The sequence below is a fragment of the Pseudomonas sp. LBUM1644 genome, from assembly GCF_059716195.1.
In genome coordinates this window covers 4,973,300-4,995,988 of the sequence record NZ_CP166812.1, presented here as the reverse complement: position 1 = coordinate 4,995,988, position 22,689 = coordinate 4,973,300, and the positions used below count along the sequence as shown (strand labels likewise).

Annotated in this window: 19 protein-coding genes, 1 tRNA gene and 1 pseudogene; 4 read left to right on the top strand and 17 right to left on the bottom strand. The window is 59.8% G+C overall.

The features are described from left to right. Window position 1 precedes the first annotated feature (1 nt). From queC to nadA, 3 genes are all read left to right on the top strand, one after another. Entirely contained in the window at window positions 2–694 is a 693-nt protein-coding gene (gene queC, locus ACA052_RS22860) for a 7-cyano-7-deazaguanine synthase QueC (RefSeq protein ID WP_497646908.1), read from the top strand. 63 nt (window positions 695–757) lie between these two features. Continuing rightward, window positions 758–833: transfer RNA gene (locus tag ACA052_RS22855), tRNA-Lys, on the top strand. A 273-nt stretch (window positions 834–1,106) separates the two neighbouring features. Beyond that, window positions 1,107–2,165: a quinolinate synthase NadA gene (gene nadA / locus ACA052_RS22850; RefSeq protein ID WP_497646907.1), complete on the top strand. Its 1,059-nt coding sequence runs from the start codon at window positions 1,107–1,109 to the stop codon at window positions 2,163–2,165. Between the two features lie 89 nt (window positions 2,166–2,254). On the opposite strand, the gene ACA052_RS22845 is transcribed toward nadA, so the two are convergent. From ACA052_RS22845 to arcD, 12 genes are all read right to left on the bottom strand, one after another. Further along, window positions 2,255–2,743 carry an RDD family protein gene (locus ACA052_RS22845; protein WP_497646906.1) on the bottom strand — a complete coding sequence of 163 codons (489 nt, stop codon included), beginning with the start codon at window positions 2,741–2,743 and terminating at the stop codon, window positions 2,255–2,257. Window positions 2,744–2,838: 95 nt separating this feature from the next. Beyond that, window positions 2,839–3,051 (bottom strand): cold-shock protein, encoded by a 213-nt coding sequence (locus ACA052_RS22840; RefSeq protein ID WP_003175786.1) that lies wholly within the window; start codon window positions 3,049–3,051, stop codon window positions 2,839–2,841. Between the two features lie 402 nt (window positions 3,052–3,453). Next, window positions 3,454–4,578 carry a glycine cleavage system aminomethyltransferase GcvT gene (gene gcvT, locus ACA052_RS22835; protein WP_497646905.1) on the bottom strand — a complete coding sequence of 375 codons (1,125 nt, stop codon included), beginning with the start codon at window positions 4,576–4,578 and terminating at the stop codon, window positions 3,454–3,456. A gap of 41 nt (window positions 4,579–4,619) precedes the next feature. After that, a complete protein-coding gene (locus ACA052_RS22830; protein WP_497646904.1) occupies window positions 4,620–5,996 on the bottom strand; it encodes an L-serine ammonia-lyase in 1,377 nt (458 codons plus the stop codon). A gap of 158 nt (window positions 5,997–6,154) precedes the next feature. Then, window positions 6,155–9,007 carry an aminomethyl-transferring glycine dehydrogenase gene (gene gcvP / locus ACA052_RS22825; protein ID WP_497646903.1) on the bottom strand — a complete coding sequence of 951 codons (2,853 nt, stop codon included), beginning with the start codon at window positions 9,005–9,007 and terminating at the stop codon, window positions 6,155–6,157. Between the two features lie 11 nt (window positions 9,008–9,018). Next, the gene (gene gcvH / locus ACA052_RS22820) at window positions 9,019–9,402 is read right to left on the bottom strand and encodes a glycine cleavage system protein GcvH (RefSeq protein WP_497646902.1); all 384 of its coding nucleotides are present in this window, start codon (window positions 9,400–9,402) and stop codon (window positions 9,019–9,021) included. Between the two features lie 431 nt (window positions 9,403–9,833). Continuing rightward, entirely contained in the window at window positions 9,834–11,342 is a 1,509-nt protein-coding gene (gcsR, locus tag ACA052_RS22815; protein WP_497646901.1) for a transcriptional regulator GcsR, read from the bottom strand. 181 nt (window positions 11,343–11,523) lie between these two features. After that, window positions 11,524–11,886 carry a DUF5064 family protein gene (locus ACA052_RS22810; RefSeq protein ID WP_497646900.1) on the bottom strand — a complete coding sequence of 121 codons (363 nt, stop codon included), beginning with the start codon at window positions 11,884–11,886 and terminating at the stop codon, window positions 11,524–11,526. Between the two features lie 12 nt (window positions 11,887–11,898). Further along, window positions 11,899–12,828 (bottom strand): carbamate kinase, encoded by a 930-nt coding sequence (gene arcC / locus ACA052_RS22805; protein WP_497646899.1) that lies wholly within the window; start codon window positions 12,826–12,828, stop codon window positions 11,899–11,901. Window positions 12,829–12,998: 170 nt separating this feature from the next. After that, window positions 12,999–14,009: an ornithine carbamoyltransferase gene (locus tag ACA052_RS22800; protein ID WP_497646898.1), complete on the bottom strand. Its 1,011-nt coding sequence runs from the start codon at window positions 14,007–14,009 to the stop codon at window positions 12,999–13,001. Window positions 14,010–14,021: 12 nt separating this feature from the next. Beyond that, entirely contained in the window at window positions 14,022–15,278 is a 1,257-nt protein-coding gene (gene arcA, locus ACA052_RS22795) for an arginine deiminase (protein WP_497646897.1), read from the bottom strand. Window positions 15,279–15,313: 35 nt separating this feature from the next. Continuing rightward, a complete protein-coding gene (arcD, locus tag ACA052_RS22790; protein ID WP_497646896.1) occupies window positions 15,314–16,741 on the bottom strand; it encodes an arginine-ornithine antiporter in 1,428 nt (475 codons plus the stop codon). A gap of 372 nt (window positions 16,742–17,113) precedes the next feature. Here arcD and ACA052_RS22785 point away from each other — a divergent pair, with 372 nt between their 5' ends. Next, window positions 17,114–17,653, top strand: coding sequence for an AlkA N-terminal domain-containing protein (locus ACA052_RS22785; RefSeq protein WP_497646895.1), 540 nt, complete (start codon window positions 17,114–17,116; stop codon window positions 17,651–17,653). Window positions 17,654–17,774: 121 nt separating this feature from the next. On the opposite strand, the gene ACA052_RS22780 is transcribed toward ACA052_RS22785, so the two are convergent. The 5 genes and pseudogenes from ACA052_RS22780 to ACA052_RS22760 form a co-directional block, all read right to left on the bottom strand. Then, window positions 17,775–19,106 (bottom strand): CoA transferase, encoded by a 1,332-nt coding sequence (locus ACA052_RS22780; protein ID WP_497646894.1) that lies wholly within the window; start codon window positions 19,104–19,106, stop codon window positions 17,775–17,777. Window positions 19,107–19,220: 114 nt separating this feature from the next. After that, a complete protein-coding gene (locus tag ACA052_RS22775) occupies window positions 19,221–19,976 on the bottom strand; it encodes a methyl-accepting chemotaxis protein (protein ID WP_411738967.1) in 756 nt (251 codons plus the stop codon). A 102-nt stretch (window positions 19,977–20,078) separates the two neighbouring features. Then, window positions 20,079–21,086 (bottom strand): annotated as a pseudogene (locus ACA052_RS22770) (methyl-accepting chemotaxis protein); the annotation flags it as partial. A gap of 474 nt (window positions 21,087–21,560) precedes the next feature. Then, window positions 21,561–21,962 (bottom strand): YbaN family protein, encoded by a 402-nt coding sequence (locus ACA052_RS22765; protein WP_497646893.1) that lies wholly within the window; start codon window positions 21,960–21,962, stop codon window positions 21,561–21,563. Window positions 21,963–22,057: 95 nt separating this feature from the next. Continuing rightward, window positions 22,058–22,666 (bottom strand): biliverdin-producing heme oxygenase, encoded by a 609-nt coding sequence (locus tag ACA052_RS22760; RefSeq protein WP_497646892.1) that lies wholly within the window; start codon window positions 22,664–22,666, stop codon window positions 22,058–22,060. Window positions 22,667–22,689: the final 23 nt, after the last annotated feature.

The window sequence follows — 22,689 nt, the reverse complement described above, 5'->3', positions numbered from 1 at the left end:
TATGACGGAACAACTGAACACTGCTGAAAAACGTGCGGTCATCCTGCTGTCCGGCGGCCTCGACTCGGCAACGGTTGTTGCCATGGCGCGTGCCGAAGGCTACCGCTGCTACACGATGAGTTTCGACTACGGCCAACGGTCCCACGCAGAATTGCACGCTGCCGAACGTGTTGCCCGAGACTTGGGTGTGGTCGAGCACAAGGTGATCGGTCTGAACCTGAACGGCATCGGCGGTTCGGCGCTGACCGACAGCAGCATCGATATACCGGAAGTCGCGGGTGAGGGTATTCCGGTGACTTACGTACCGGCGCGCAACACCGTGTTTCTGTCCCTGGCGTTGGGTTGGGCGGAGGTGCTTGGCGCGCGTGACATCTTTATCGGTGTGAACGCGGTGGATTATTCCGGTTACCCGGATTGCCGTCCCGAGTTCATCGAGTCCTTTGAGCGAATGGCCAATCTGGCGACCAAGGCCGGCGTGGAAGGCAATGGTTTCCGTATCCAGGCGCCACTGCAGAACCTGAGCAAGGCACAGATCGTCCAGGCAGGCGTGAAGCTGGGTGTTAATTATGGGCTGACCGTTTCCTGCTATCAGGCCGACGATAAAGGCTACGCTTGCGGCAAATGCGACAGCTGCCGTCTGCGTGCAGAAGGCTTCGCAGCGGCCGGAATCAGTGACCCAACACCTTATTTTTGAAATATTTCAAATTAGGTGTTGAATAGTCCTTAAAAATCAGTATTATACGCGCCACCACACAGCGGGTCGTTAGCTCAGTTGGTAGAGCAGTTGGCTTTTAACCAATTGGTCGTAGGTTCGAATCCCACACGACCCACCATTTTTGTAGCAGTTTTAAAAGTCTGGAAGGCCCACGCAAGTGAGGATTTCCGGATTTTTTTTTGCCCGGAATTTAAGGTGGCCCCCAGTAAGGGCCGCACTGCGTGACACAGGTCAGAATCATCTTTTGCATCCGCCGGATATTCTGTAGCCTTGCGCAGCTTCAACGCTGTCCGTGCCTGATGAATACTCACTTTCCCGGCGGTACCCTGTAGGGTCCGGAGCCGGGTGTATACTCGACTTTCGCGCGAAAGCGCCTGCAGGTCTTGCGAACATGACGCAGATTTCCGAACGCCTTCTGGTTCAAGCCCACCTCGACGCCAAACAGCCCAAGCTGCTGACGGTTGAGGAAGAGGCCTATTACCGTGCCGCCATCGCCGCCGAGCTCAAGGCTCAGGACGCGGTGCTGGTTGCGCACTTCTATTGCGATCCCGTTATTCAGGCCCTGGCCGAAGAAACCGGTGGTTGCGTCTCCGATTCCCTGGAGATGGCCCGCTTCGGCAATGCTCATCCGGCCAAGACCGTGGTGGTCGCCGGTGTGAAGTTCATGGGCGAAACCGCCAAGATCCTCAATCCTGAAAAACGCGTGCTGATGCCGACCCTGGAAGCGACGTGCTCGCTGGACCTGGGTTGTCCGGTGGACGAGTTCTCCGCGTTCTGCGATCTGCATCCGGAGCGCACGGTGGTGGTGTATGCCAACACGTCGGCGGCGGTCAAGGCCCGGGCGGATTGGGTGGTGACGTCCAGCTGCGCGCTGGAAATCGTCGAAAGCCTGATGGATAACGGCGAAACGATCATCTGGGGACCGGACAAGCATCTGGGCACTTATATCCAGCGAAAGACCGGTGCCGACATGCTGCTGTGGGACGGTGCCTGCATCGTTCACGAAGAGTTCAAATCCAAGCAGCTCGAAGACATGAAGGCGCTGTACCCGGATGCAGCGATCCTCGTGCACCCGGAGTCGCCGACCTCGGTGATCGAGCTGGCGGATGCCGTCGGTTCTACCAGTCAATTGATCGCAGCGGCGCAGAGCCTGCCGAACAAGACGCTGATCGTCGCCACCGACCGCGGCATCTTCTACAAGATGCAGCAGCTGTGCCCGGACAAGGTCTTCATCGAGGCGCCAACGGCCGGTAACGGCGCAGCTTGCCGCAGTTGCGCGCACTGCCCGTGGATGGCGATGAATACCCTTGAGCGGACGCTGAAGAGCTTGAAGGAGGGCGCGAACGAGATCTTCGTTGATCCGGCGTTGATTCCGCAGGCGATTCGGCCGTTGAAGCGGATGCTCGATTTCACCCAGGCTGCACGGATGAAACTGGCTGGTAACGCTTAAGAGCAAGATCAATAGATCGCAGCCTTCGGCAGCTCCTACATAGGTATCCCTGTAGGAGCTGCCGAAGGCTGCGGTCTTTTTTGTGGCCGTTACTTGGTTTTCTTCGGAATCCGCACCAGTTGCGTATTGGAATACATGTCATGCCAGCTGCGTTTCTGTTTGTCGAACAGCGACCAGAAGAACCCAAGCCCCACGCACAGCCAGGACGCAATCGATACCACAAAGCGCAGCAACGCCTGCCACAGGCTGATCGATGAACCATCCGCATTCTGTACGCGAATGCACCACACCTGCATGCCCAGGGTCTGGCCGGACCAGGTCCAGAACTTGGCGAAGAAACCGAACAACACGAACAGCAGCACGGTCGACAACAACGGGTCACCGTCCAGCGCGCCCGCCTCGGTGAGGCTGCGCATCTTGTCTTCGCCGATGATTGCCATCTGAATCATCTTGTAAGCGCCACTGGTGACAATCAGCAGGGCGGTGCACAACAGAAAGTCATAGAACATCGCTGCCAGACGACGACCCAGGCCAGCGGCGGGAAATTCGCCCTGGGGAGTAAGCAGGTGTTTCGACATGGCAGGCTCTCGGCGGAAAAAGAAGCCATTTTACGGATTTACGCGCACAAAAAAGCCCCTGATGTCAGCATCAGGGGCTTTTTCGTTACAGAAGATTAGGCTTCTGCTTGTACTTCGTCAGCCTGCATGCCTTTCTGGCCTTGCACAGCAACGAAAGTCACTTTTTGGCCTTCTTTCAGGCTCTTGAAGCCGTTGCCCTGGATGGCGCGGAAATGCACGAACAGATCCGGACCGCTTTCAGGAGTGATAAAACCAAAACCTTTCTCGTCGTTAAACCACTTGACGGTACCGCTCTGACGTTGGGACATTTCTTATTTCCTTTGACGCAAAAATTAATGACAGCCTCCTTCTCATGAAAGAGTACTGGGGCTGGTTGCAGGAGAGTAAGAAGACGTCGAACGGGATGTAGCTAACTTGTAGGCTACTGCCCAGGTCACGATTCCAAGCGACCCATGCAAACACAGTGAACAAACTCTACGCCAACTACGGGAGAAAAAACAAGCCCTGTGCAGAGCCCGGTTTTGCTGAGCTTGGCGACTGTAGTGAGTGTACTAGTGCTGTCTTATTCGATAGAGGTGTTCAATTGTTTTCGATCGTTATAAGGAACGTTCACAATCGAAGCTTACAGAAAGGTATGCACTGTTTTATGGCAGTTGCGTTACACATTAGTGCACTGTTAACGCAACTGCGTTACTTATAGAAACAGTCAATCAACCGCGATAGTAGCGTAGCGGAACAAATGGCATTTTGCTTACAAGCAATGGCACCTTTTTCCCACGAACAATCGCCCAGACGGGTGTGTCGATCGCGATGTAATCGCTGTCGAGGTAACCCATGGCCAACGGACCGCCCAGCGTCGGGCCGAAACCACCGCTGCAAACAGCGCCGATGATGTCGCCGGCTTCGTTGACGATCTCTGCACCTTCTCGCACCGGGGTGCGCTCCTGAGGCAACAGGCCAACGCGTTTGCGGCTGACGCCTGCTTGCTGTTGGGCGAATACGGTTTCAGCGCCAGGGAAGCCACCGGCCCGTCCGCCGTCTGCGCGACGTGGCTTGGAAATGGCCCACAGCAGGCTTGCTTCAATTGGCGTGGTGTCGGTGTTCATGTCGTGGCCATAGAGGCACAGGCCGGCTTCCAGGCGCAGAGAGTCGCGAGCGCCAAGGCCGATGGCCGCTACTTCCGGTTCGGCCAGCAAGGCACGGGCCAGCGCGTCGGCGTCAGCGGCCGGTACGGAGATTTCGTAACCGTCTTCACCGGTATAGCCCGAGCGGCTTACAAAGCAGTCCACACCGAGCAGCTTCACGCGAGCGAACTGCATGAAGGTCATTTTTGCCACTTCAGGCGCCAGGCGTGCAAGCACGGTGACAGCAGCCGGGCCTTGCAACGCCAACAGTGCGCGCTCTTCGAACAGCGGCTCGATCGAGCACTGCTCGCCGATGTGCTGGCGTAGGTGCGCCAAGTCCTGATCCTTGCAGGCGGCGTTGACCACCAGGAACAGCTTGTCGTTGCCGAGGTTGGCGACCATCAAGTCGTCGAGGATGCCGCCGGTTTCGTTGGTAAACATCGCATAACGCTGCATGCCCACCGGCAGGTCGATGATGTCCACCGGCACCAGCGTTTCCAGGGCCTTGGCGGCATTGGCGCCGGAGAGGCGGATCTGGCCCATGTGCGACACATCGAACAGCCCGGCCTGGTCACGGGTGTGCTGGTGCTCTTTCATCACACCCAACGGGTATTGCACCGGCATGTCGTAGCCAGCAAACGGCACCATGCGGGCGCCGAGTTCGATGTGAAGTGCGTGCAACGGGGTTTTCAGCAATTGTTCGGTGGACATATTCAGCTCCTGAAAAAGTCTGCAGATGCAGTGAGCGCGCATCAGCACTCGATAATGTTGACCGCCAAACCGCCACGGGCGGTTTCCTTGTATTTGCTTTTCATGTCGGCGCCGGTCTGGCGCATGGTGCGGATGACCTTGTCGAGGGAGACGAAGTGCTGACCGTCGCCGCGCAGGGCCATGCGTACGGCATTGATCGCTTTCACCGAACCCATGGCGTTGCGTTCGATGCAAGGCACTTGCACCAGTCCGCCAATCGGGTCGCAAGTCAGGCCGAGGTTGTGTTCCATGCCGATTTCGGCGGCGTTTTCCACTTGCTGCACCGTGCCGCCAAGCACTTCACACAAGGCGCCGGCGGCCATGGAGCACGCCACGCCGACTTCACCCTGGCAGCCCACTTCGGCGCCCGAGATCGAGGCGTTTTCCTTGTAGAGAATGCCGATGGCGGCGGCTGTCAGCAGAAACCGCACGACGCCGTCTTCATTCGCGCCGGGAATAAAGCGCATGTAGTAGTGCAAGACGGCCGGGACAATGCCCGCTGCACCGTTGGTGGGTGCAGTGACGACGCGTCCGCCGTTGGCGTTTTCTTCGTTGACCGCCAGGGCATACAGGTTGACCCAGTCCAGCACCGACAGCGGGTCGCGCAGTGAGGATTCCGGGTTCTTGCACAATTGCCGATGCAGCGCTGCGGCCCGACGCTTGACCTTCAGACCTCCGGGCAAAATGCCTTCGTTGCGGCAACCGGCGTCGACGCAATCCTGCATCACTTGCCAGATTTTCAGCAGGCCGGCGCGGGTTTCCGCTTCCGGGCGCCAGGCACTTTCATTGGTCAGCATCACCTGGCTGATGGACAAGCCATAGGTGGCGCAGTGACCCAGCAGGTCCTTGGCGCTTTTGAAGGGGAACGTCAGCGGTGTGGCATCTTCGACGATGCGGTCGGCGCCGGCGGCGTCTTCATCGACCACAAAACCGCCACCGACCGAGTAGTACTCGCGGCTGCGGATTTGTAGGCCCGCGACGTCGAAGGCGCGAAAGATCATGCCGTTGGGGTGATAGGCCAACGGTTTGCGAATCATCGCCAGGTGTTCTTTCTCGTTGAACGCAATGCTGTGTTCGCCGAGCAGGTTCAAGCGCCCGCTGTCACGAATGGCGTGCAGGCGGGCGGCGACGGTTTCGGTATTCACGGTATCCGGGTGTTCGCCTTCCAGGCCGAGCAGCACCGCTTTGTCGCTGCCGTGGCCCTTGCCGGTGGCGCCGAGCGAGCCATAAAGCTCGACTTTGACCGTGGTGGTTGCCGACAACAGCTCTTCACGCCGTAACCCTTCGGCAAACCGCGCTGCTGCGCGCATCGGGCCGACGGTGTGGGAGCTGGAGGGGCCGATGCCAATCTTGAACAGGTCGAACACGCTTAACGACATGGTTGTTCTCCGGTTTTCTTGTTATAGGCGCAGGAGATGCACTGTAGGAGCTGCCGCAGGCTGCGATCTTTTGATCTTGCTCTTGAAACGCAAGATCAAAAGATCGCAGCCTGCGGCAGCTCCTACAGGGGGAGCGGTGTGCCCGCTCCCTCATTGGTTTAAGCGTAGCTTTCGATCGACGGGCAGGCGCACACCAGGTTGCGATCGCCGAAGACATTGTCGACACGACCGACCGGTGGCCAGTATTTGCCTTCGATCAACGACGCAACCGGATACACCGCTTGCTCGCGGCTGTACGGGTGCGTCCACTCGCCAACCAACTCCGCCGCCGTGTGCGGGGCGTTTTTCAGCGGGTTGTCGTCCTTGTCCAGGGTGCCGTTTTCCACCGCGCGGATTTCTTCGCGGATGCGGATCATGGCGTCGCAGAAGCGGTCCAGTTCTTCCTTGGATTCGCTCTCGGTCGGTTCGATCATCAGCGTGCCAGCCACCGGGAACGACATGGTCGGGGCATGGAAGCCGAAGTCGATCAGGCGCTTGGCGACGTCATCGACACTGATGCCGCTGCTGTCTTTCAGCGGGCGCAGGTCAAGGATGCATTCGTGCGCCACCAGGCCGTTACTGCCGGTGTAGAGCACTGGGTAGTGCTCTTCGAGGCGACGGGAAATGTAGTTGGCATTCAGGATCGCCAATTGCGAAGCGCGCTTGAGACCTGCACCACCCATCATCCGAATGTACATCCAGGTGATCGGCAAAATGCTCGCGCTGCCGAACGGTGCGGCGCAGACCGCGCCTTCCTTGCGTTCCATCTGGGCATGGCCCGGCAGGAACGGGGTCAGGTGCGATTTCACGCCGATCGGGCCGACGCCCGGGCCGCCACCGCCGTGGGGGATGCAGAAGGTTTTGTGCAGGTTCAGGTGCGACACGTCGCCGCCAAACTTGCCCGGTGCGCAGAGGCCGACCATCGCGTTCATGTTCGCGCCGTCGATGTACACCTGGCCGCCGTTGTCATGAATGATGCCGCAGATTTCGCGGATGCCTTCTTCGAACACGCCGTGAGTCGACGGGTAAGTGATCATCAGTGCAGCGAGGTGTTCGCGGTGCTCGATGGCCTTGGCGCGCAGGTCTTCGATGTCGACGTTGCCGCGGGCATCGCACGCGGTCACGACCACGCGCATGCCGGCCATGTTGGCGGTAGCCGGGTTGGTGCCGTGGGCGGACGACGGGATCAGGCAGATGTCGCGACGGTCTTCGCCACGGCTCTGGTGATAGGCGCGAATCGCCAGCAGACCGGCGTATTCACCTTGGGAACCGGCGTTCGGTTGCAGCGAGATCGAGTCGTAACCGGTGGCGGCGCAGAGCATCGCTTCCAGTTCATCGGTCAGTTGCTGGTAACCGGAGCTTTGCTCGGCCGGAGCGAACGGGTGCAAAGCACCGAATTCAGCCCAGGTCACCGGGATCATTTCGCTGGCGGCGTTGAGTTTCATGGTGCACGAGCCCAGCGGAATCATGGTGCGGTCCAGCGCCAGGTCCTTGTCGGCGAGCTTGCGCAGATAACGCATCAACTCGGTTTCCGAGTGATAGCGGTTGAACACCGGGTGGCTGAGGATCGGCGATTGGCGAACCAGGGCGGCCGGGAGGGTGCTTTGGACGCTTGCAGCCAAGGCGGCGAAGTCCGGCAGCGCTTTGCCGTCGGCCAGCAGGCTCCACAGGTTTTCGACGTCGGCTTGCGACGTGGTTTCGTCGAGGGACAGGCCCAGACGTTCAGCATCGACGACACGCAGGTTGATCTGCTGGGCGTGAGCCTTGTCGTGCAGGGCGGCGGTGTTGGCGCCGGTTTTGATCGTCAGGGTGTCGAAGAAGCTTTCTTGTTCGACGGTCAAGCCCAGTGCGCTCAAGCCCTTGGCCAGGATCGCGGTCAGGTGATGCACGCGATTGGCGATCTGCGTCAGGCCTTTCGGACCGTGATACACGGCGTACATGCTGGCGATGTTGGCCAGCAGCACTTGGGCGGTGCAGATGTTGCTCGTGGCCTTCTCGCGGCGGATGTGTTGCTCGCGAGTCTGCATCGCCAGGCGCAGGGCCGGCTTGCCGAAGCGGTCCACGGAGACGCCGACCAGACGGCCCGGCATGTCACGCTTGAATGCATCTTTGGTGGAGAAATAAGCGGCGTGCGGGCCACCGAAGCCCAGCGGCACGCCGAAGCGCTGCGCGCTGCCGATGGCCACGTCAGCACCGAATTCTCCCGGAGGCGTCAGTACGGTCAACGCCAGCAGGTCCGCGGCGACCGCGACCAGCGCGTTGGCGGCGTGGAAGCGTTCGGTCAGTGCGCGATAGTCGAACACGTCACCGTTGCTCGCCGGGTATTGCAGCAAGGCGCCGAAGAACGGCGTCACGTCAGTCAATTCGAGTTCGTCGCCGACCACCACGTCAATGCCCAGCGGCTCGGCACGGGTGCGCAGCACGTCGAGGGTTTGCGGGTGGCAATGCACGGAGGCGAAGAAGGCGTGGCTGCCCTTGTTCTTGCTCAGGCGTTTGCAGAAGGTCATCGCTTCGGCGGCGGCGGTGGCTTCGTCGAGCAGCGAGGCGTTGGCAATCGGCAGGCCGGTCAGGTCGCTGATCAGGGTCTGGAAGTTCAGCAGCGCTTCGAGACGGCCCTGGGAAATTTCTGGCTGGTACGGGGTGTACGCGGTGTACCAGGCCGGGTTTTCCAGCAGGTTGCGCAGGATCGGCGACGGCGTGTGGGTGCCGTAGTAGCCCTGGCCGATGTAGGTCTTGAACAGCTGGTTTTTGCCGGCGATGGATTTGATCAAGGCCAAGGCATCGGCTTCGCTCAGGCCGTCTTCGAGGCCGAGCACGCTGGTGCCTTTGATGCTGTCCGGAATGACGCTGGCGCTCAGGGCTTCCAGCGAATCGAAACCGAGGCTGTTGAGCATGGCTTGCTCGTCGCCGGAACGCGGGCCGATGTGGCGGGCGATGAATTCGTTGGCGGTGGTCAGGTTGACTTGAGTCATGTGTTCGCTCCTCAGGCTTCGGCGTTGGCTTTGATCAGGCGGTCGTAGGCGTCTTGATCCAGCAGTTTGGCGACGGCAGCAGCGTCGGCGGGCTGGAAGCGGAAGAACCAGCCTTCGCCCAGCGGATCTTCGTTGACCAGTTCAGGGCTGCTATCGAGTGCCGGGTTCACTTCCAGCACTTCACCGTCCAGTGGCATGTACACGCCGCTGGCGGCTTTTACCGATTCCACGGTGGCGGCTTCGGCGCCTTTGTCGTAGGACTGCAGCTCAGGCAGTTGTACGAAAACCACGTCGCCCAAGGCGTTCTGCGCGAAAGCGGTGATGCCGACGGTGACGGTGCCGTCAGCTTCAGTGCGCAGCCATTCGTGATCTTCAGTAAAACGCAACTCGCTCATGGAAACTCCTAAGGGGCCAGACTCGTCTGGTGGACGCGATTGAATGCTTGGGCTAAAGCCCTGCTTTATGACTGGTTACTAAGCAAAATCGCGGCCAATGTTTTTTATTTGTTATAAATCAATTGGTTAGTAGTTTTTTGAAGGTGTAGGTCTGCGCCGGTTGTAGCGAAATCGCTACAGCTGGAGGTAAAGAAAAAAGCGTAGTGGGATCAAAGCCTTGCACAGCGGTGATCAGGAGCGGGTGTAGCGATATCGTTCCGCTGTAGCGCTTTCAGTACAGATGGAGGTCGCTTTTAAAACAGGGTAGAAGCCTTTGAATTGGAATACGCCCCGTAGGAGCTGCCGAAGGCTGCGATCTTGTCGCAGGCAACACAAGGTCAAAGTCAAAAGATCGCAGCCTTCGGCAGCTCCTACAGTTGACCGCGTATAGTTTAAGGCTTGTTTGGGATGCCGTATTTGCGCAATCGATGAGCGATGGCGGTGTGGGAGGTTTGCAAGCGATTGGCCAGTTGGCGGGTCGAGGGGTAGCTGACGTAGAGTTTTTCCAGCAGGGTTTTCTCGAACTCTTCCATGGCCTGCTCCAGGCTGTCGACGTCGCTATCGCTTTGCCGCGCCACCGAGGTGCCGGCGATGTCGAGGTCGCCGATGTCCACCAGGGTGCTTTCGCAGATCGCCGCCGCGCGGAAAATCACGTTCTGCAATTGCCGCACGTTACCCGGCCAGCGATTGCCCAGCAGCGCCGGATAAGTCCCGGGTGCCAGGCGACAGACCGGGCGCTGGATCTGCGCGCAGGCCTGCTGCATGAAGTAACGCGCCAGCAGCAGGATGTCTTGGCCGCGGTCGCGCAGGGGCGGGACTTCGACGTTGAGGACATTGAGGCGATAGAACAAGTCTTCGCGGAACGAACCTTCGCTGACCATTTTTTCCAGATCGCGGTGGGTCGCGCTGAGGATCCGCACGTTGACCTTCACTTCACGATCACCGCCCACCCGACGAAAACTGCCGTCGTTCAAGAACCGCAGCAACTTTGCCTGCAAGTACGGCGACATCTCGCCGATTTCGTCGAGAAATACCGTGCCTTGGTTGGCCAGTTCCATCAACCCCGGTTTGCCCCCGCGTTGCGCGCCGGTGAAAGCGCCGGGCGCGTAGCCAAACAGCTCGCTTTCGGCGAGGTTCTCCGGCAATGCCGCACAATTCAACGCCAGGAACGGCGAGCTGTGACGGGCGCTGATGGCGTGGCAGGCACGGGCCACCAACTCTTTGCCGGTGCCGGTTTCGCCCTGGATCAATAACGGTGCATCAAGGGTCGCCACGCGCTGGGCGCGGGCCTTGAGCGTGCGAATCACCGGCGACTCGCCGAGCAGCGCATCGAAACCTTCGGCGTGGTCGTGGTGCAGCGCGGACAGGCGTTCGCCGATGCGGTTCGGTTGATACAGGGTCAGCAGGGCGCCGGCGTCAGTGATGGGCGTGGCGTCCAGCAGCAAGGTCTGGCCGTTGACCGTGATCTCGCGCAGCGGCAAGCGGAAACCGTGCTCCAGCAAGGCGTCGAGCAGTCCCGAATCGGAAAAAAGCTCGGCAACACTTTCGCCCGCCGGTTCGCGGCCGTACAACGCAATCAGCGCCGGGTTCGCCAGCAGCACTTTACCGGCACTGTCCAATGCCAGGACCGGGTCAGTCATGGCCGCGAGCAATGCGTCCAGTTGCAGGTGCCGGCGCTGACCCGGAAGGATGTCGACCACCGTCATTGCCTGCACGCCACGCACGCTGAGCAGCGCATCACGCAGCTCTTCGAGCACGTCGGGGCTCAGCGTCGGAGCGTCGATGTAGACATTGGGCGGAACCATTTCCACCGCGTCCAGATTGAGATTGCGCCCACCGAGTAAGGCCAGGACTTCCTGGGTAATACCGACGCGGTCGATGAAGCTGACGTGGATACGCATGGGGCGGTTTTTGGTTCTGACGTGCGGAGGGTGGCAAGTATGCCTTGGAGGAGGGTTGGAGGTGAAATCGGCGATGGGGGATCGCCCAAAAGATCGCAGCCTTCGGCAGCTCCTACAAGGTTATGCGTACACCTGTAGGAGCTGCCGAAGGCTGCGATCTTTTGATCTGGGGGATAAAAAATTATTCCAGGTGTTCGGGTTTTACCGGGTCCCCCGATTTCATGTCCAGTTGCACCCGCACGTCTTCGAACATCGCATCGTAATGCGTGTGGACCGAACCAATACTGCTATGGGTCTTGGGAAGGCCGTACTTCTCGGCGATTTTCGTCACGTTGCTGGCGAAGTTGTACGCCTGATCCTTGGGCAGGAAAAACTCTTCGTTCATGTCCTTGCCCTCGATGCTGCCGTGCATCTTGAACAACATCCCCGTGCCTTCCTTGGGATCCTGTGACACCTCATAGTCGATGCACACGTCGTAGCTGAAATCGTCATCGTTCAGCGCATGACGCTCCATGTGCAGCTTGCCCGGCTCGAACGTTGCCATGGACGTTTCTCCTTATGAATAAGTTATGCCAGGTTGAGCCGTGCTGATACGGGTGCCGGCCGTGCCCTGGACGATCGCTTCGATGTCCGAGAGTGAACCGATCACCGCGGTTTTTCCAGTGTGGCGGGCGAACTCGCAGGCAGCCTGAACCTTGGGGCCCATGGAGCCGGCGGCGAAGCCGAGTTTTTCCAAGTCGTCGGGGTGGGCCTGGGCAATGGCTTTCTGGGTGGGTTTGCCGAAATCGATGAACGCCGCGTTGACGTCGGTGGCGATCACCAGCAGGTCGCTGTCCAGCTGTTCGGCCAGCAGCGCCGAGCACAGGTCCTTGTCGATCACCGCTTCCACGCCTTGCAGCTTGCCGTGGGGACCGTACATCGTCGGAATGCCGCCACCGCCGGCGCAGATCACGATGCTGCCTTTTTCCAGCAGCCACTTGATCGGGCGGATTTCGAAAATGCGTTTGGGTTTGGGGCTGGCCACCACACGCCGGAATTTATCGCCGTCCGGGGCAATCGCCCAGCCTTTCTCGGCGGCAAGTTTTTCCGCCTCGGCCTTGGTGTATACCGGGCCGATGGGTTTGCTCGGGTTCTGGAACGCCGGGTCGTTGGCGTCGACTTCGACCTGGGTCAGCAGGGTGGCGAACGGCACTTCGAAGTCCAGCAGGTTACCCAGTTCCTGTTCGATGATGTAGCCGATCATGCCTTCGGTTTCGGCGCCGAGCACGTCCAGCGGGTAGGGCGACACCGAGGTGTAGGCGGCCGCCTGCAGCGACAGCAGGCCGACTTGAGGGCCATTGCCGTGAGCGATCACCAGTTCATTGCCGGCATGAATCCTGGCGATTTGTTCGGTGGCGATCCGGATGTTGGCGCGTTGATTATCCGCGGTCATGGGTTCACGACGGCGGAGCAGGGCGTTACCGCCCAGAGCAACGACGATACGCATAATGCAGTCCTTCTACAGAGAGCTGGCAAACGGCCCGGTCTACTGTGGGAGCGGGCTTGCTCGCGAAGGCAGTGTTTCAGTCACCGTTCAAGTTGCCTGACACTCCGCTTTCGCGAGCAAGCCCGCTCCCACATTTGACCGTGTTTCGTCAGTGGGAGCCGGGTGGGTCTTTAGATATCCGCCAGCGCTGACACCAGGATCGCCTTGATGGTGTGCATGCGGTTTTCCGCTTGCTCGAAGGCGATGTTGGCCGGCGATTCGAAGACTTCTTCGGTCACTTCGACGCCATTGGCCAGGTGCGGATACCGCGCGGCGATGTTCTTGCCGACCTTGGTTTCGCTGTTATGGAAGGCTGGCAAACAGTGCATGAACTTCACGCGCGGGTTGCCGGCGGCCTTCATCATCGCGGCGTTGACCTGATACGGCAGCAGTTGTTCGATGCGCTCGTCCCACGCTTCCACCGGCTCACCCATCGACACCCAGATGTCGGTGTGGATGAAGTCGACGCCCTTGACCGCGGCTTTCGGGTCTTCGGTGATGGTAATGCGCGCGCCGCTGTCTTCAGCGAACGCCTTGCACTGGTCGATGAAATCCTGATGCGGCCACAACGCTTTCGGCGCGGCAATGCGCACGTCCATGCCCAGTTTGGCGCCGATCATCAGCAGCGAGTTGCCCATGTTGTAGCGGGCGTCGCCGAGGTAGGCGTAGCTGATTTCATGCAGCGGTTTGTCGCTGTGTTCACGCATGGTCAGGGTGTCGGCGATCATTTGCGTCGGGTGGAACTCGGCGGTCAAGCCGTTGAATACCGGCACGCCGGCGAACTTGGCCAGCTCTTCGACGATTTCCTGTTCGAAGCCCCGGTACTCGATGGCATCGAACATCCGCCCGAGCACGCGGGCGGTGTCTTTCATGCTTTCCTTGTGGCCGATCTGTGACGATACCGGGTCGATGTAGGTGACGTGGGCGCCCTGGTCATGGGCCGCCACTTCGAAGGCGCAACGGGTGCGGGTCGAGGTTTTTTCGAAGATCAGCGCGATGTTTTTGCCTTGCAGGTGCGGACGCTCGGTGCCGGTGTACTTGGCGCGCTTGAGGTCGCGGGACAGGTCCAACAGGTAATGCAACTCGCGCGTGGTGTGATGCATCAGCGAGAGCAGGCTGCGGTTGCGCATGTTGAAAGCCATGATGGAATCTCCTTAATAGTCGATAGGATCGCGGATGATCGGGCAGGTCATGCAGTGGCCACCGCCACGCCCACGACCCAATTCACCGGCGCTGATGGTGATGACTTCCACACCGGCCTTGCGCAACTGCGTGTTGGTGTAGGTGTTGCGGTCATAACCGATCACCACACCGGGCTCAACGGCCACCACGTTGTTGCCGTCATCCCACTGCTCACGTTCGGCGGCGAAGCTGTTGCCGCCGGTTTCCACCACGCGCAACGCTTTCAGATTGAGCGCCTTGGCCACGGTCTCGAGGAAGCTGGTTTCTTCGCGGCGGATGTCGATGCCGCCTTGTTTGCTGTCGTCCGGGCGCAGGGTGAAGGCGACGATCTGGTTCACCACTTCCGGGAAAATCGTCACCAAGTCGCGGTCGCAGAAGCTGAACACGGTGTCCAGGTGCATCGCGGCGCGGGACTTCGGCAGGCCGGCGACGATGATTTTTTCGACGGCGTTGTGCTTGAACAGGTTCAGTGCCAGTTGGCCGATGGCCTGGCGGGACGAGCGTTCGCCCATGCCGATCAACACCACTCCGTTGCCGATCGGCATGACGTCGCCACCTTCAAGGGTCGAGTTGCCGTGATCCTTGTCCGGGTCGCCGTACCAGATGTCGAAATCGGCGTTGGTGAACTGCGGGTGGAATGTGTAGATGGCGGCGGCCAGCAGGGTTTCCTGGCGGCGGGCCGGCCAGTACATCGGGTTGAGTGTCACACCACCGTAAATCCAGCAGGTGGTGTCACGGGTGAACTGAGTGTTGGGCAGCGGCGGCAGAATGAAGCTGGAGTGGCCGAGGAAGTCGCGGAACATTTGAATGGTCTTGCCGCCGAAGCTGTCCGGCAGGTCATCGGCAGAGACGCCGCCAATCAGGAATTCGGCGATGTGGCGCGGTTCCAGACTGCGCAACCACGAGCCCACTTCGTTGATCAGGCCGAGGCCGACCGAATCGGCCGTGACCTTGCGATCCAGAATCCAGTCCAGGGCTTCAGGGATGGCAACGATGTCGGTCAGCAGGTTGTGCATTTCCAGCACGTCGATGTTGCGTTCACGCATCTTGGTGACGAAATCGAAATGGTCGCGTTTGGCCTGGGCGACCCACAGCACATCATCGAACAGCAGTTCGTCGCAGTTGTTCGGGGTCAGCCGCTGGTGAGCCAGGCCGGGGGAGCAAACCATGACTTTGCGCAGTTTTCCGGCTTCGGAGTGGACGCCGTACTTAACTTTTTCCGTGGTCATTACCGTGTTCCTCCAGATGACAAATAAGGCGGGTGCTACAGGGTCAGGAAGCCGTCATACAGGCCATAGGCTGCCACCAGGGCGCCCACGACGACTGCGGCGAAAATCAGCTTCTCGACATTGGTGAAAATCGGTTTGTTGAGCTCCAGCTTGGCCTTGGCGAACAGGATCGCGCCGGGCGCATAGAGCAGGGCCGACAACAGCAGGTATTTGACGCCGCCGGCGTAGATCAGCCAGAGCGCGTAAATCAACGCGACGGCGCCGATGAACAGGTCTTTGCGGCGCTCAGCCGCTGCGTTTTCATAACTCTCGCCGCGCACCGCCAGCAGCAGCGCGTAGGCCGCCGACCACAGGTAGGGCACCAGAATCATCGAGGTGGCGAGGTAGATCAGCGACAGGTAAGTGCTGGCCGAAAACAGGGTGATGATCAGGAACACCTGCACCATGGCGTTGGTCAGCCACAAGGCGTTGACCGGCACATGGTTGGCGTTTTCCTTGCGCAGGAACGACGGCATGGTGTGGTCCTTGGCGGCGGCGAACATGATCTCCGCACACAGCAGCACCCACGACAGCAGGGCCCCGAGCAACGAGATGATCAAGCCGACGCTGATCAGCACCGCGCCCCAATGCCCGACCACGTGTTCGAGCACGGCGGCCATAGACGGGTTCTGCAGTTTGGCCAATTCCGGTTGGGTCATGATGCCCAGCGACAGCACGTTCACCAGCACCAGGAACAGCAGCACGGTGATGAAACCGATCACCGTGGCCTTACCCACGTCGCTGCGTTTTTCCGCGCGGGCCGAGAAAATGCTCGCGCCTTCGATACCGATGAACACCCACACGGTAACCAGCATCATCTTGCGCACCTGGTTCATCACGCTGCCCAGGTCCGGGTTTTTCACGCCCCAGATGTCAGCGGTGAAGATGTCCAGCTTGAACGCGAAAATCGCGATCAGCACAAACAACAGCAATGGCACGACCTTGGCCACGGTGGTCACCAGGTTGATGAACGCCGCTTCCTTGATCCCGCGCAGCACGAGGAAGTGCACGGCCCAGAGCAGCACCGACGCGCCGATCACGGCGGCAGGAGTATTTCCCTCTCCAAATAGTGGGAAGAAATAACCGAGGGTGCTGAACAGCAGAACGAAGTACCCCACGTTGCCCAGCCAGGCACTGATCCAGTAACCCCAGGCGGACGAGAAACCCATGTAGTCGCCGAACCCGGCCTTGGCGTAGGCGTAGACCCCGCCGTCCAGATCAGGCTTGCGATTGGCCAGGGTTTGAAAAACGAAAGCCAGGGTCAACATGCCCACGGCGGTGATGGCCCAACCGATCAGCACGGCGCCGACGTCGGCACTGGCGGCCATGTTCTGCGGCAAGGAGAAGATCCCGCCACCGATCATGGAGCCGACCACCAGCGCAACAAGTGCACCGAGTTTCAATTTTCCGGGGGATTCAGACATTGCATGACTCCAATGCAGGAGAAAAGAGGCAACAGATTAATTCCGTTGGCCATTCAATCAGCTGACTTAGATCAGTGCATTGGGCACATTCCATTGTTAATTAAAGATTTATGAAGCTTCCCCGGATATAGCGATGTTGCCGGAAAAGCCCTATTTCAAAGGCATCCTGCCGGAAAATAGGAATTAAGTCAGATCCTTGGAGTGTTTAAGCTAGTTTGTTTAACGATTTCCGCAAATTTGGGTTTGGCGCTATTTAATAAACGTTATTACGCTGTCTCTATTTAGTTAAAAACAACTCTGTGGAGACGCAGGAATGTCGCAACCGACGTAAAAACTTCGACTGAGCGCGCTGTGTAACGCGGTGTGGTTACTGTGAGGTTGTTGCTTGAGTATCAACCACCCTATGACTGGGCCGCGATGCTGGGTTTTTTATCCGCTGGGGCGGTGACCGGGATGGAAACAGTGGTCGACGGCGTTTACTCGCGCAGCATCAGTTTGAACGGAGTTCATGGCACGTTTTCGATCAAGCCTGCGACGACGGACGCCTTTGAGCTGACGCTGGAATTTCCAGGTAGCGCGTCGGTGCCGGATATCGTTGTGCGACTGCGACGGATGTTTGATCTGGACACGGATCTGGTAGCGATTCATCGGCAGCTGGCGGTTGATCCGTTGATGGCGCGGTTGCTGGCGCTGCACGGGGTGGGTGACTGGACGGCGCAGTACATTGCATTACGGCAGTTGCGGGAGATGGATGCATTTCCGAGTGGGGATGTGGGGTTGATCAATGCGCTGGCGGCGCTTGAGGGAGGGCCGGTGACGGCGCGGGAATTGTTGCAGCGTGCTGAAATCTGGAGACCTTATCGAGGGTATGCGGCGCAGTTGCTTTGGACATCGCTGAGCCGGTCTGACTGAACTGATCCAAGGTGTGGGTTGATTATTCTGGCCTCTTCGCGAGCAAGCCCGCTCCCACATTGGCCTTGCGTCGATCACAAAACCTGTGGGAGCGGGCTTGCTCGCGAAGACGCCCGGTCAATCACCACCACTGCGCGCGATGGGAACCCAATTTAGAAGCCGCCAGCGCCCATTGCAACGGCGTCCCCGTGATCTTCAGCGGCACATGCAGTCGATGCGCCGCCCCCCAGGGTGTCTGCTCAATGAGCATCCCTTGATCGTTTTCATCCTCCGCCCGTAACGCCTCGTCAGTCCCTGCGCCCTGTTCAATCAACAACTTCGCCGTCCGCGCCAACGACAGCCTTGCCGATCCACCACGGCCCAACAACGTGATCGCTGCCGCCGCCATCAAATACCCGGTGGCGTGATCCAGCGCTTGCACCGGCAACGGCGTCGGCTTGTCCGTTTTCTTCCACTGCATTCCCGCCTCGGCAATCCCGCTGCTCATTTGCACCAGGCTGTCGAACCCGCGACGGTTCTGCCAGGGGCCACTCCAGCCATAGGCGTTGAGGCAAACATCAATCAGGCCGGGCGCCAGGTGTTGACGTTGGGCGACACCGTAACCCAAACGCTCCAGTGCGTCGGCACGGTAGCCGTGGAGCAGGATGTCGGCGTCCTTGAGCAAGTGTTCAAAGACTGCGCGATCGGTTTTGTCGTGGAGGTCGAGCCGCGCACAGCGTTTGCCCAAGGTGACTTCCGGCACTACACCCGGTTCGTTCCAGGTCGGTGGATCGATACGCAAGACATCGGCGCCGAGGCCCGCGAGAAAACGGCTGGCGACGGGGCCGGCGAGAACACGCGTGAGGTCCAGCACTTTGATTCCGGCCAGCGGTTGCGCCACAGAGCCTTGCCACGGTTTCGGCAGTAGATGGCTGCTGGAGCTGAACTCAATCAATGGCTCGGCGTTCACCGCCAAACCCTGGGGATGCGTTTGCCATTGCGCCCAATTGCGCATTTCGGCTGCGCAACCACCGGCGTCGACCACGGCGTGCTCCAGATCACTTTTCGCCCACTGCGCGACCTTGCTCGCCATCGCGGCGCGGTCGGCACAGGCGCCCAGCACACGTTCGGCCGCCGCACGATGATGAGGCGCGTTGGTGTGCAAGCGGATCCAGCCATCCTGGGTCGCGTAGTCCCCGGCCACCGGGTCCCATAACGATGGAGCACTCCAGCCGACAGGGCGGATCGACGTCGAGAACCAGAAAGACGCGAGACGACGGTCGACTTCAAGGGTGGGCAAACGACCGGTTTGTTGCTGCAACAGTTCACCGACAGCCTGACCGGCAGCGGCAATGCTGGCGCACGCAAGGTCGGTGACGGCGAACGCCGAGGGCAGGGCGCCACTCGAGGTAAAGGGTATCGGCGTGTGAGGCAAGCCGAGCGCGGCTTGAATGGACGTGAGTAAACCAGTCATCGAAGGCCCTCCGGAGGAAAGGGCAGCATAGAACAAAAGGTCAAAAGATCGCAGCCTGCGGCAGCTCCTGCAGAGATCAATGTAGGAGCTGCCGCAGGCTGCGATCTTTTAGGGTTACACCCGGAACTGGTCCATCAATTTCATCTGGTGGGTGGTCAGGGAGTTGAGCTGGCTGCTGATCTGAGCCGACTCGGTGGCCTGGCCGGTCAGCGTTTCGGTGACGGTGCGGATCGCCGAGACATTGCGGTTAACCTCTTCCGCCACAGCGCTTTGCTGTTCGGCGGCGCTGGCGATTTGCAAGTTCATGTCGCTGATCACGGTGACCGCATCGCTGATTTTGCTCAGGGCCTGCACCGCTTGCTGGATTTGCCCGGCGTTGCTGTGGGCCTGGGTCTGGCTTGAATGCATGGTCGCAACCACGCCCCGGGTGCCAGTCTGGATGCGTTCGATGACGATGCGGATTTCTTCCACCGAATCCTGCGTGCGTTTGGCCAGGTTGCGCACTTCGTCGGCGACCACCGCAAACCCGCGACCGCTTTCGCCGGCACGGGCGGCTTCGATCGCTGCGTTGAGGGCCAACAGATTGGTCTGCTCGGCGATGCTGCGGATCACTTCCAGTACCGAACCGATCTGCTCACTGTTGACGGCCAACGCTTCCACTTCAGTCACGGCTTTGCTGACCTCGTCGGCCAGCTGATTGATGTCGCGGGTGCTGCGCTCGATGATCGACATGCCGTCGCGGGCCGATTGATCGGCACCTTTGGCGGCATTGGCCGCATTCGAGGCACTGTTGGCGACGTCGTGGGCGGTGGCGCTCATCTCATTGGACGCCGTGGCGACTTGATCGATTTCGCGGAATTGCACCTGCATGCCTTCGCTGGTCTGGCGGGCGATTTCCGAAGACTGGTCGGCCGTGCCGCGGGCATCGGTGATGCTTTGCTTGATCTGCGCGATCGTCGGTTGCAGCTTGTCGAGGAAGCGGTTGAACCAACTGACCAGTTCGCCCAGTTCGTCCTTCTTGCTGTAGTGCAGGCGTTGGGTCAGGTCACCGTCGCCGCTGGCAATGGCCTTGAGCATCTCGGCGACGCTGTTGATCGGCCGTGTCACGCCCGAGGCGGTGAGCCAGATCAGCAACAGTCCCACCAGACCGGCAACGACCGCGACCAGAACCGCTTTGATCGTGCCGCTTTGCTGGGCGTCATCGAGGACCATTTGCAGCTTCACCGAATCGGCGAGCAACACTTGTTTCGGCAGGTCGATCACCACCCCCCAGGCTTTGGACTCGGTAATCGGGCTGACCGGATAAACGGCGCGAATCAGGTCGCCTTGTTCGAGAATCTTCGGCGTGCCAGCGCTGAGCAACTGCAGGACATCCTTGCCCTCTGCGCCGAGGGTGTCCGCGATGCTTTTACCCACCTTGCTCGCGTCGACACTGTAACCGGCGAGGACGCCGCTGCCCGAGACGATCAGCATGTGCCCGGCGTTGTTGAACAGTTCACGTTGGGAGTCCACCGACGCCGCTTGCAGCGCATCGAGGGCTATATCCACACCGACCACGCCGATGGGTTTTCCGTCCACCAGCAGCGGCACGGAAATAGTGGTCATCAGCATTTCCTTGCCGCCGACGGTGTCGGCGTAAGGGTCTAGCAGGCAGGTACGTTTGCTGTCGCGAGGGCAGGTGTACCAGCTGTTGTATGGAATGCCGCTGATATTCTGGGTGGTCTTGGTCATGTCGTCTTCGACCATGATCGTGTTCAGCGCTTCACCTCCGGCACGGCTCCAGTAGCTGGCGAAACGTCCTGCTTCGTTGGACTGACGGGGCGCGTCATTGGCAAATTCGCTGTCCTTGCCGTCCAGGCCATTGGGTTCGAACGCCAACCAGATCCCCAATACCTTGCTGTTACGCTCGAAGGCGGTTTTCAGGCTCTGGTTCAACTCTTCACGCAGGGCACCAGCGTCAAGCGAACGCTTGGCGGCCATGTTGCGCATGTCCTTGATTTGATCGGCCAGGGCGGTGACCACCAGCAGGCTTTCACCGAACGTCTTCTGCACCCGCACCGCTTGCTCGGCAGCCTTGGCCTGGAGCAGGTCCTGCACACTCTCGGTGAGCATCTTGCTGCTGGAGGCGCTGACCAGTTCGTCGTTCTGATTGGTCTGGTAGAAGTTCATGCCAACGATCAGCGCGACCACGCCCAGCAGGCACAGGCCTGAAAGCAGGACGATTTTCAGACGGATTGAGAGAGAGTCGAACATAGGGCGAACTCGCGAATGAATGAGATGTTGGCTGTGAGTCGGGGCCGACCCGGTTCGCCAAATCCATTCAGCGCCATTAATTGCACATCGGCGAGCAGTGGAGGTTGCATGAGGGGGATGCCGACGAACGGTATTGGTTGATCGTTTGCGCGGGAAAATGTGCCGAAATGCGGGTTAAAACGGGAAAAAACTCGGTATCGATCAGGAAGGTTGCGGCAGCGATTCCGGGCGTGACCAGATCCATAGATTGCCCAGGCTCATGCCCGCGATGGCCAGGTAAATCGGCCAGCCGTGATCGAGCATCACCAGCATCAACCCGGCGCACAACAGCATGCTCACGGTGGCGCTGACCTTGGCCCGGCGGGCAATGATTTTGCCGTTGCGCCAGTTGCCGAGTATCGGGCCGAACAGTCGATGATTTTCCAGCCAGGCACTCAAACGCGGCGAACTCCTGGTTGCTGCCCAAGCGGCGAGCAGGATGAATTCGGTGGTCGGCAGGCCCGGCACGACAATGGCGATCAGGCCGATGCCGAGGCTGACATAGGCGAGCAGGCCGAAGAGGATGCGGGCGATTTTCGAGGATGTTCGAGATTTGCGGGTCATGGTGTAGGAGCTGCCGCAGGCTGCGATCTTCAAGATCAAAAGATCGCAGGCTTCGCCAGCTCCTACAGGGAGTTGGTGAGCCTGCGAAGTGGGGATTACGCGAGTTCCGGGGTGGGGATGTAAGCCTGTTCCAGCAACACAGTGAAGCGGTTGAACGCGTCGATTGCGCCTTTATCCAGATCGGCTTCTTCTTGCGCACTGAGCGCCAGCCCATCCAGGGTTTTGACGAAGCTTTTCCAGCCCTCGGCGCGACCACCGGCCGGTTCGCCGAGGTGACGGGCGCCGAAGATTTCGCTCAAGCCCAGGCCCACGGCACGCTTGATCAAAAACGCCGCCCCGAGTTTCGAGCCCTCAGACACGAACAGCCAACCCAGCGCTTCGGCTTTGCTCGGGTTGTTCACGGCGCCCACAACGGGAGCCGGGACTTCGGTTTCCAGGTCAGCGAGATCAGCCTTGGCCGCTTCCGCACGGCAGCGAGCCGACAGGTCCGGGACGATGGCGGTCAGTTCTGCGTCGTTGTACAGCGCTACCAGTTCTGACTGGAACAGGTACTGCGCCACCACGAAACGGGCGAAGTTGGCTTGGGTTTCAAACGGAGCGTGGGCTTTGACCAGGGCATCGAGCTTGGTGTGTGGCTCATTGGTGATCTGGTTCAAGCGTTGTGAACGCAGGGCGGGGCGTTGAGCAGTGTCCTGAATCGTCATGAGAAATCCTTGATGAGTAGAGG

Excerpts from the sequence above, each read along its gene's own strand:
- gcvP (WP_497646903.1), bottom strand. The coding sequence starts at position 9,007 with ATGACTCAAGTCAACCTGACCACCGCCAACGAATTCATCGCCCGCCAC.
- gcsR (WP_497646901.1), bottom strand. The coding sequence starts at position 11,342 with ATGCGTATCCACGTCAGCTTCATCGACCGCGTCGGTATTACCCAGGAA.
- ACA052_RS22810 (WP_497646900.1), bottom strand. The coding sequence starts at position 11,886 with ATGGCAACGTTCGAGCCGGGCAAGCTGCACATGGAGCGTCATGCGCTG.
- gcvT (WP_497646905.1), bottom strand. The coding sequence starts at position 4,578 with ATGTCCACCGAACAATTGCTGAAAACCCCGTTGCACGCACTTCACATC.
- ACA052_RS22830 (WP_497646904.1), bottom strand. The coding sequence starts at position 5,996 with ATGTCGTTAAGCGTGTTCGACCTGTTCAAGATTGGCATCGGCCCCTCC.
- arcC (WP_497646899.1), bottom strand. The coding sequence starts at position 12,828 with ATGCGTATCGTCGTTGCTCTGGGCGGTAACGCCCTGCTCCGCCGTCGT.
- arcA (WP_497646897.1), bottom strand. The coding sequence starts at position 15,278 with ATGACCACGGAAAAAGTTAAGTACGGCGTCCACTCCGAAGCCGGAAAA.
- ACA052_RS22775 (WP_411738967.1), bottom strand. The coding sequence starts at position 19,976 with ATGCAGGTGCAATTCCGCGAAATCGATCAAGTCGCCACGGCGTCCAAT.
- arcD (WP_497646896.1), bottom strand. The coding sequence starts at position 16,741 with ATGTCTGAATCCCCCGGAAAATTGAAACTCGGTGCACTTGTTGCGCTG.
- ACA052_RS22760 (WP_497646892.1), bottom strand. The coding sequence starts at position 22,666 with ATGACGATTCAGGACACTGCTCAACGCCCCGCCCTGCGTTCACAACGC.
- ACA052_RS22840 (WP_003175786.1), bottom strand. The coding sequence starts at position 3,051 with ATGTCCCAACGTCAGAGCGGTACCGTCAAGTGGTTTAACGACGAGAAA.
- ACA052_RS22765 (WP_497646893.1), bottom strand. The coding sequence starts at position 21,962 with ATGACCCGCAAATCTCGAACATCCTCGAAAATCGCCCGCATCCTCTTC.
- queC (WP_497646908.1), top strand. The coding sequence starts at position 2 with ATGACGGAACAACTGAACACTGCTGAAAAACGTGCGGTCATCCTGCTG.
- gcvH (WP_497646902.1), bottom strand. The coding sequence starts at position 9,402 with ATGAGCGAGTTGCGTTTTACTGAAGATCACGAATGGCTGCGCACTGAA.
- ACA052_RS22845 (WP_497646906.1), bottom strand. The coding sequence starts at position 2,743 with ATGTCGAAACACCTGCTTACTCCCCAGGGCGAATTTCCCGCCGCTGGC.
- ACA052_RS22800 (WP_497646898.1), bottom strand. The coding sequence starts at position 14,009 with ATGGCTTTCAACATGCGCAACCGCAGCCTGCTCTCGCTGATGCATCAC.
- ACA052_RS22780 (WP_497646894.1), bottom strand. The coding sequence starts at position 19,106 with ATGACTGGTTTACTCACGTCCATTCAAGCCGCGCTCGGCTTGCCTCAC.
- nadA (WP_497646907.1), top strand. The coding sequence starts at position 1,107 with ATGACGCAGATTTCCGAACGCCTTCTGGTTCAAGCCCACCTCGACGCC.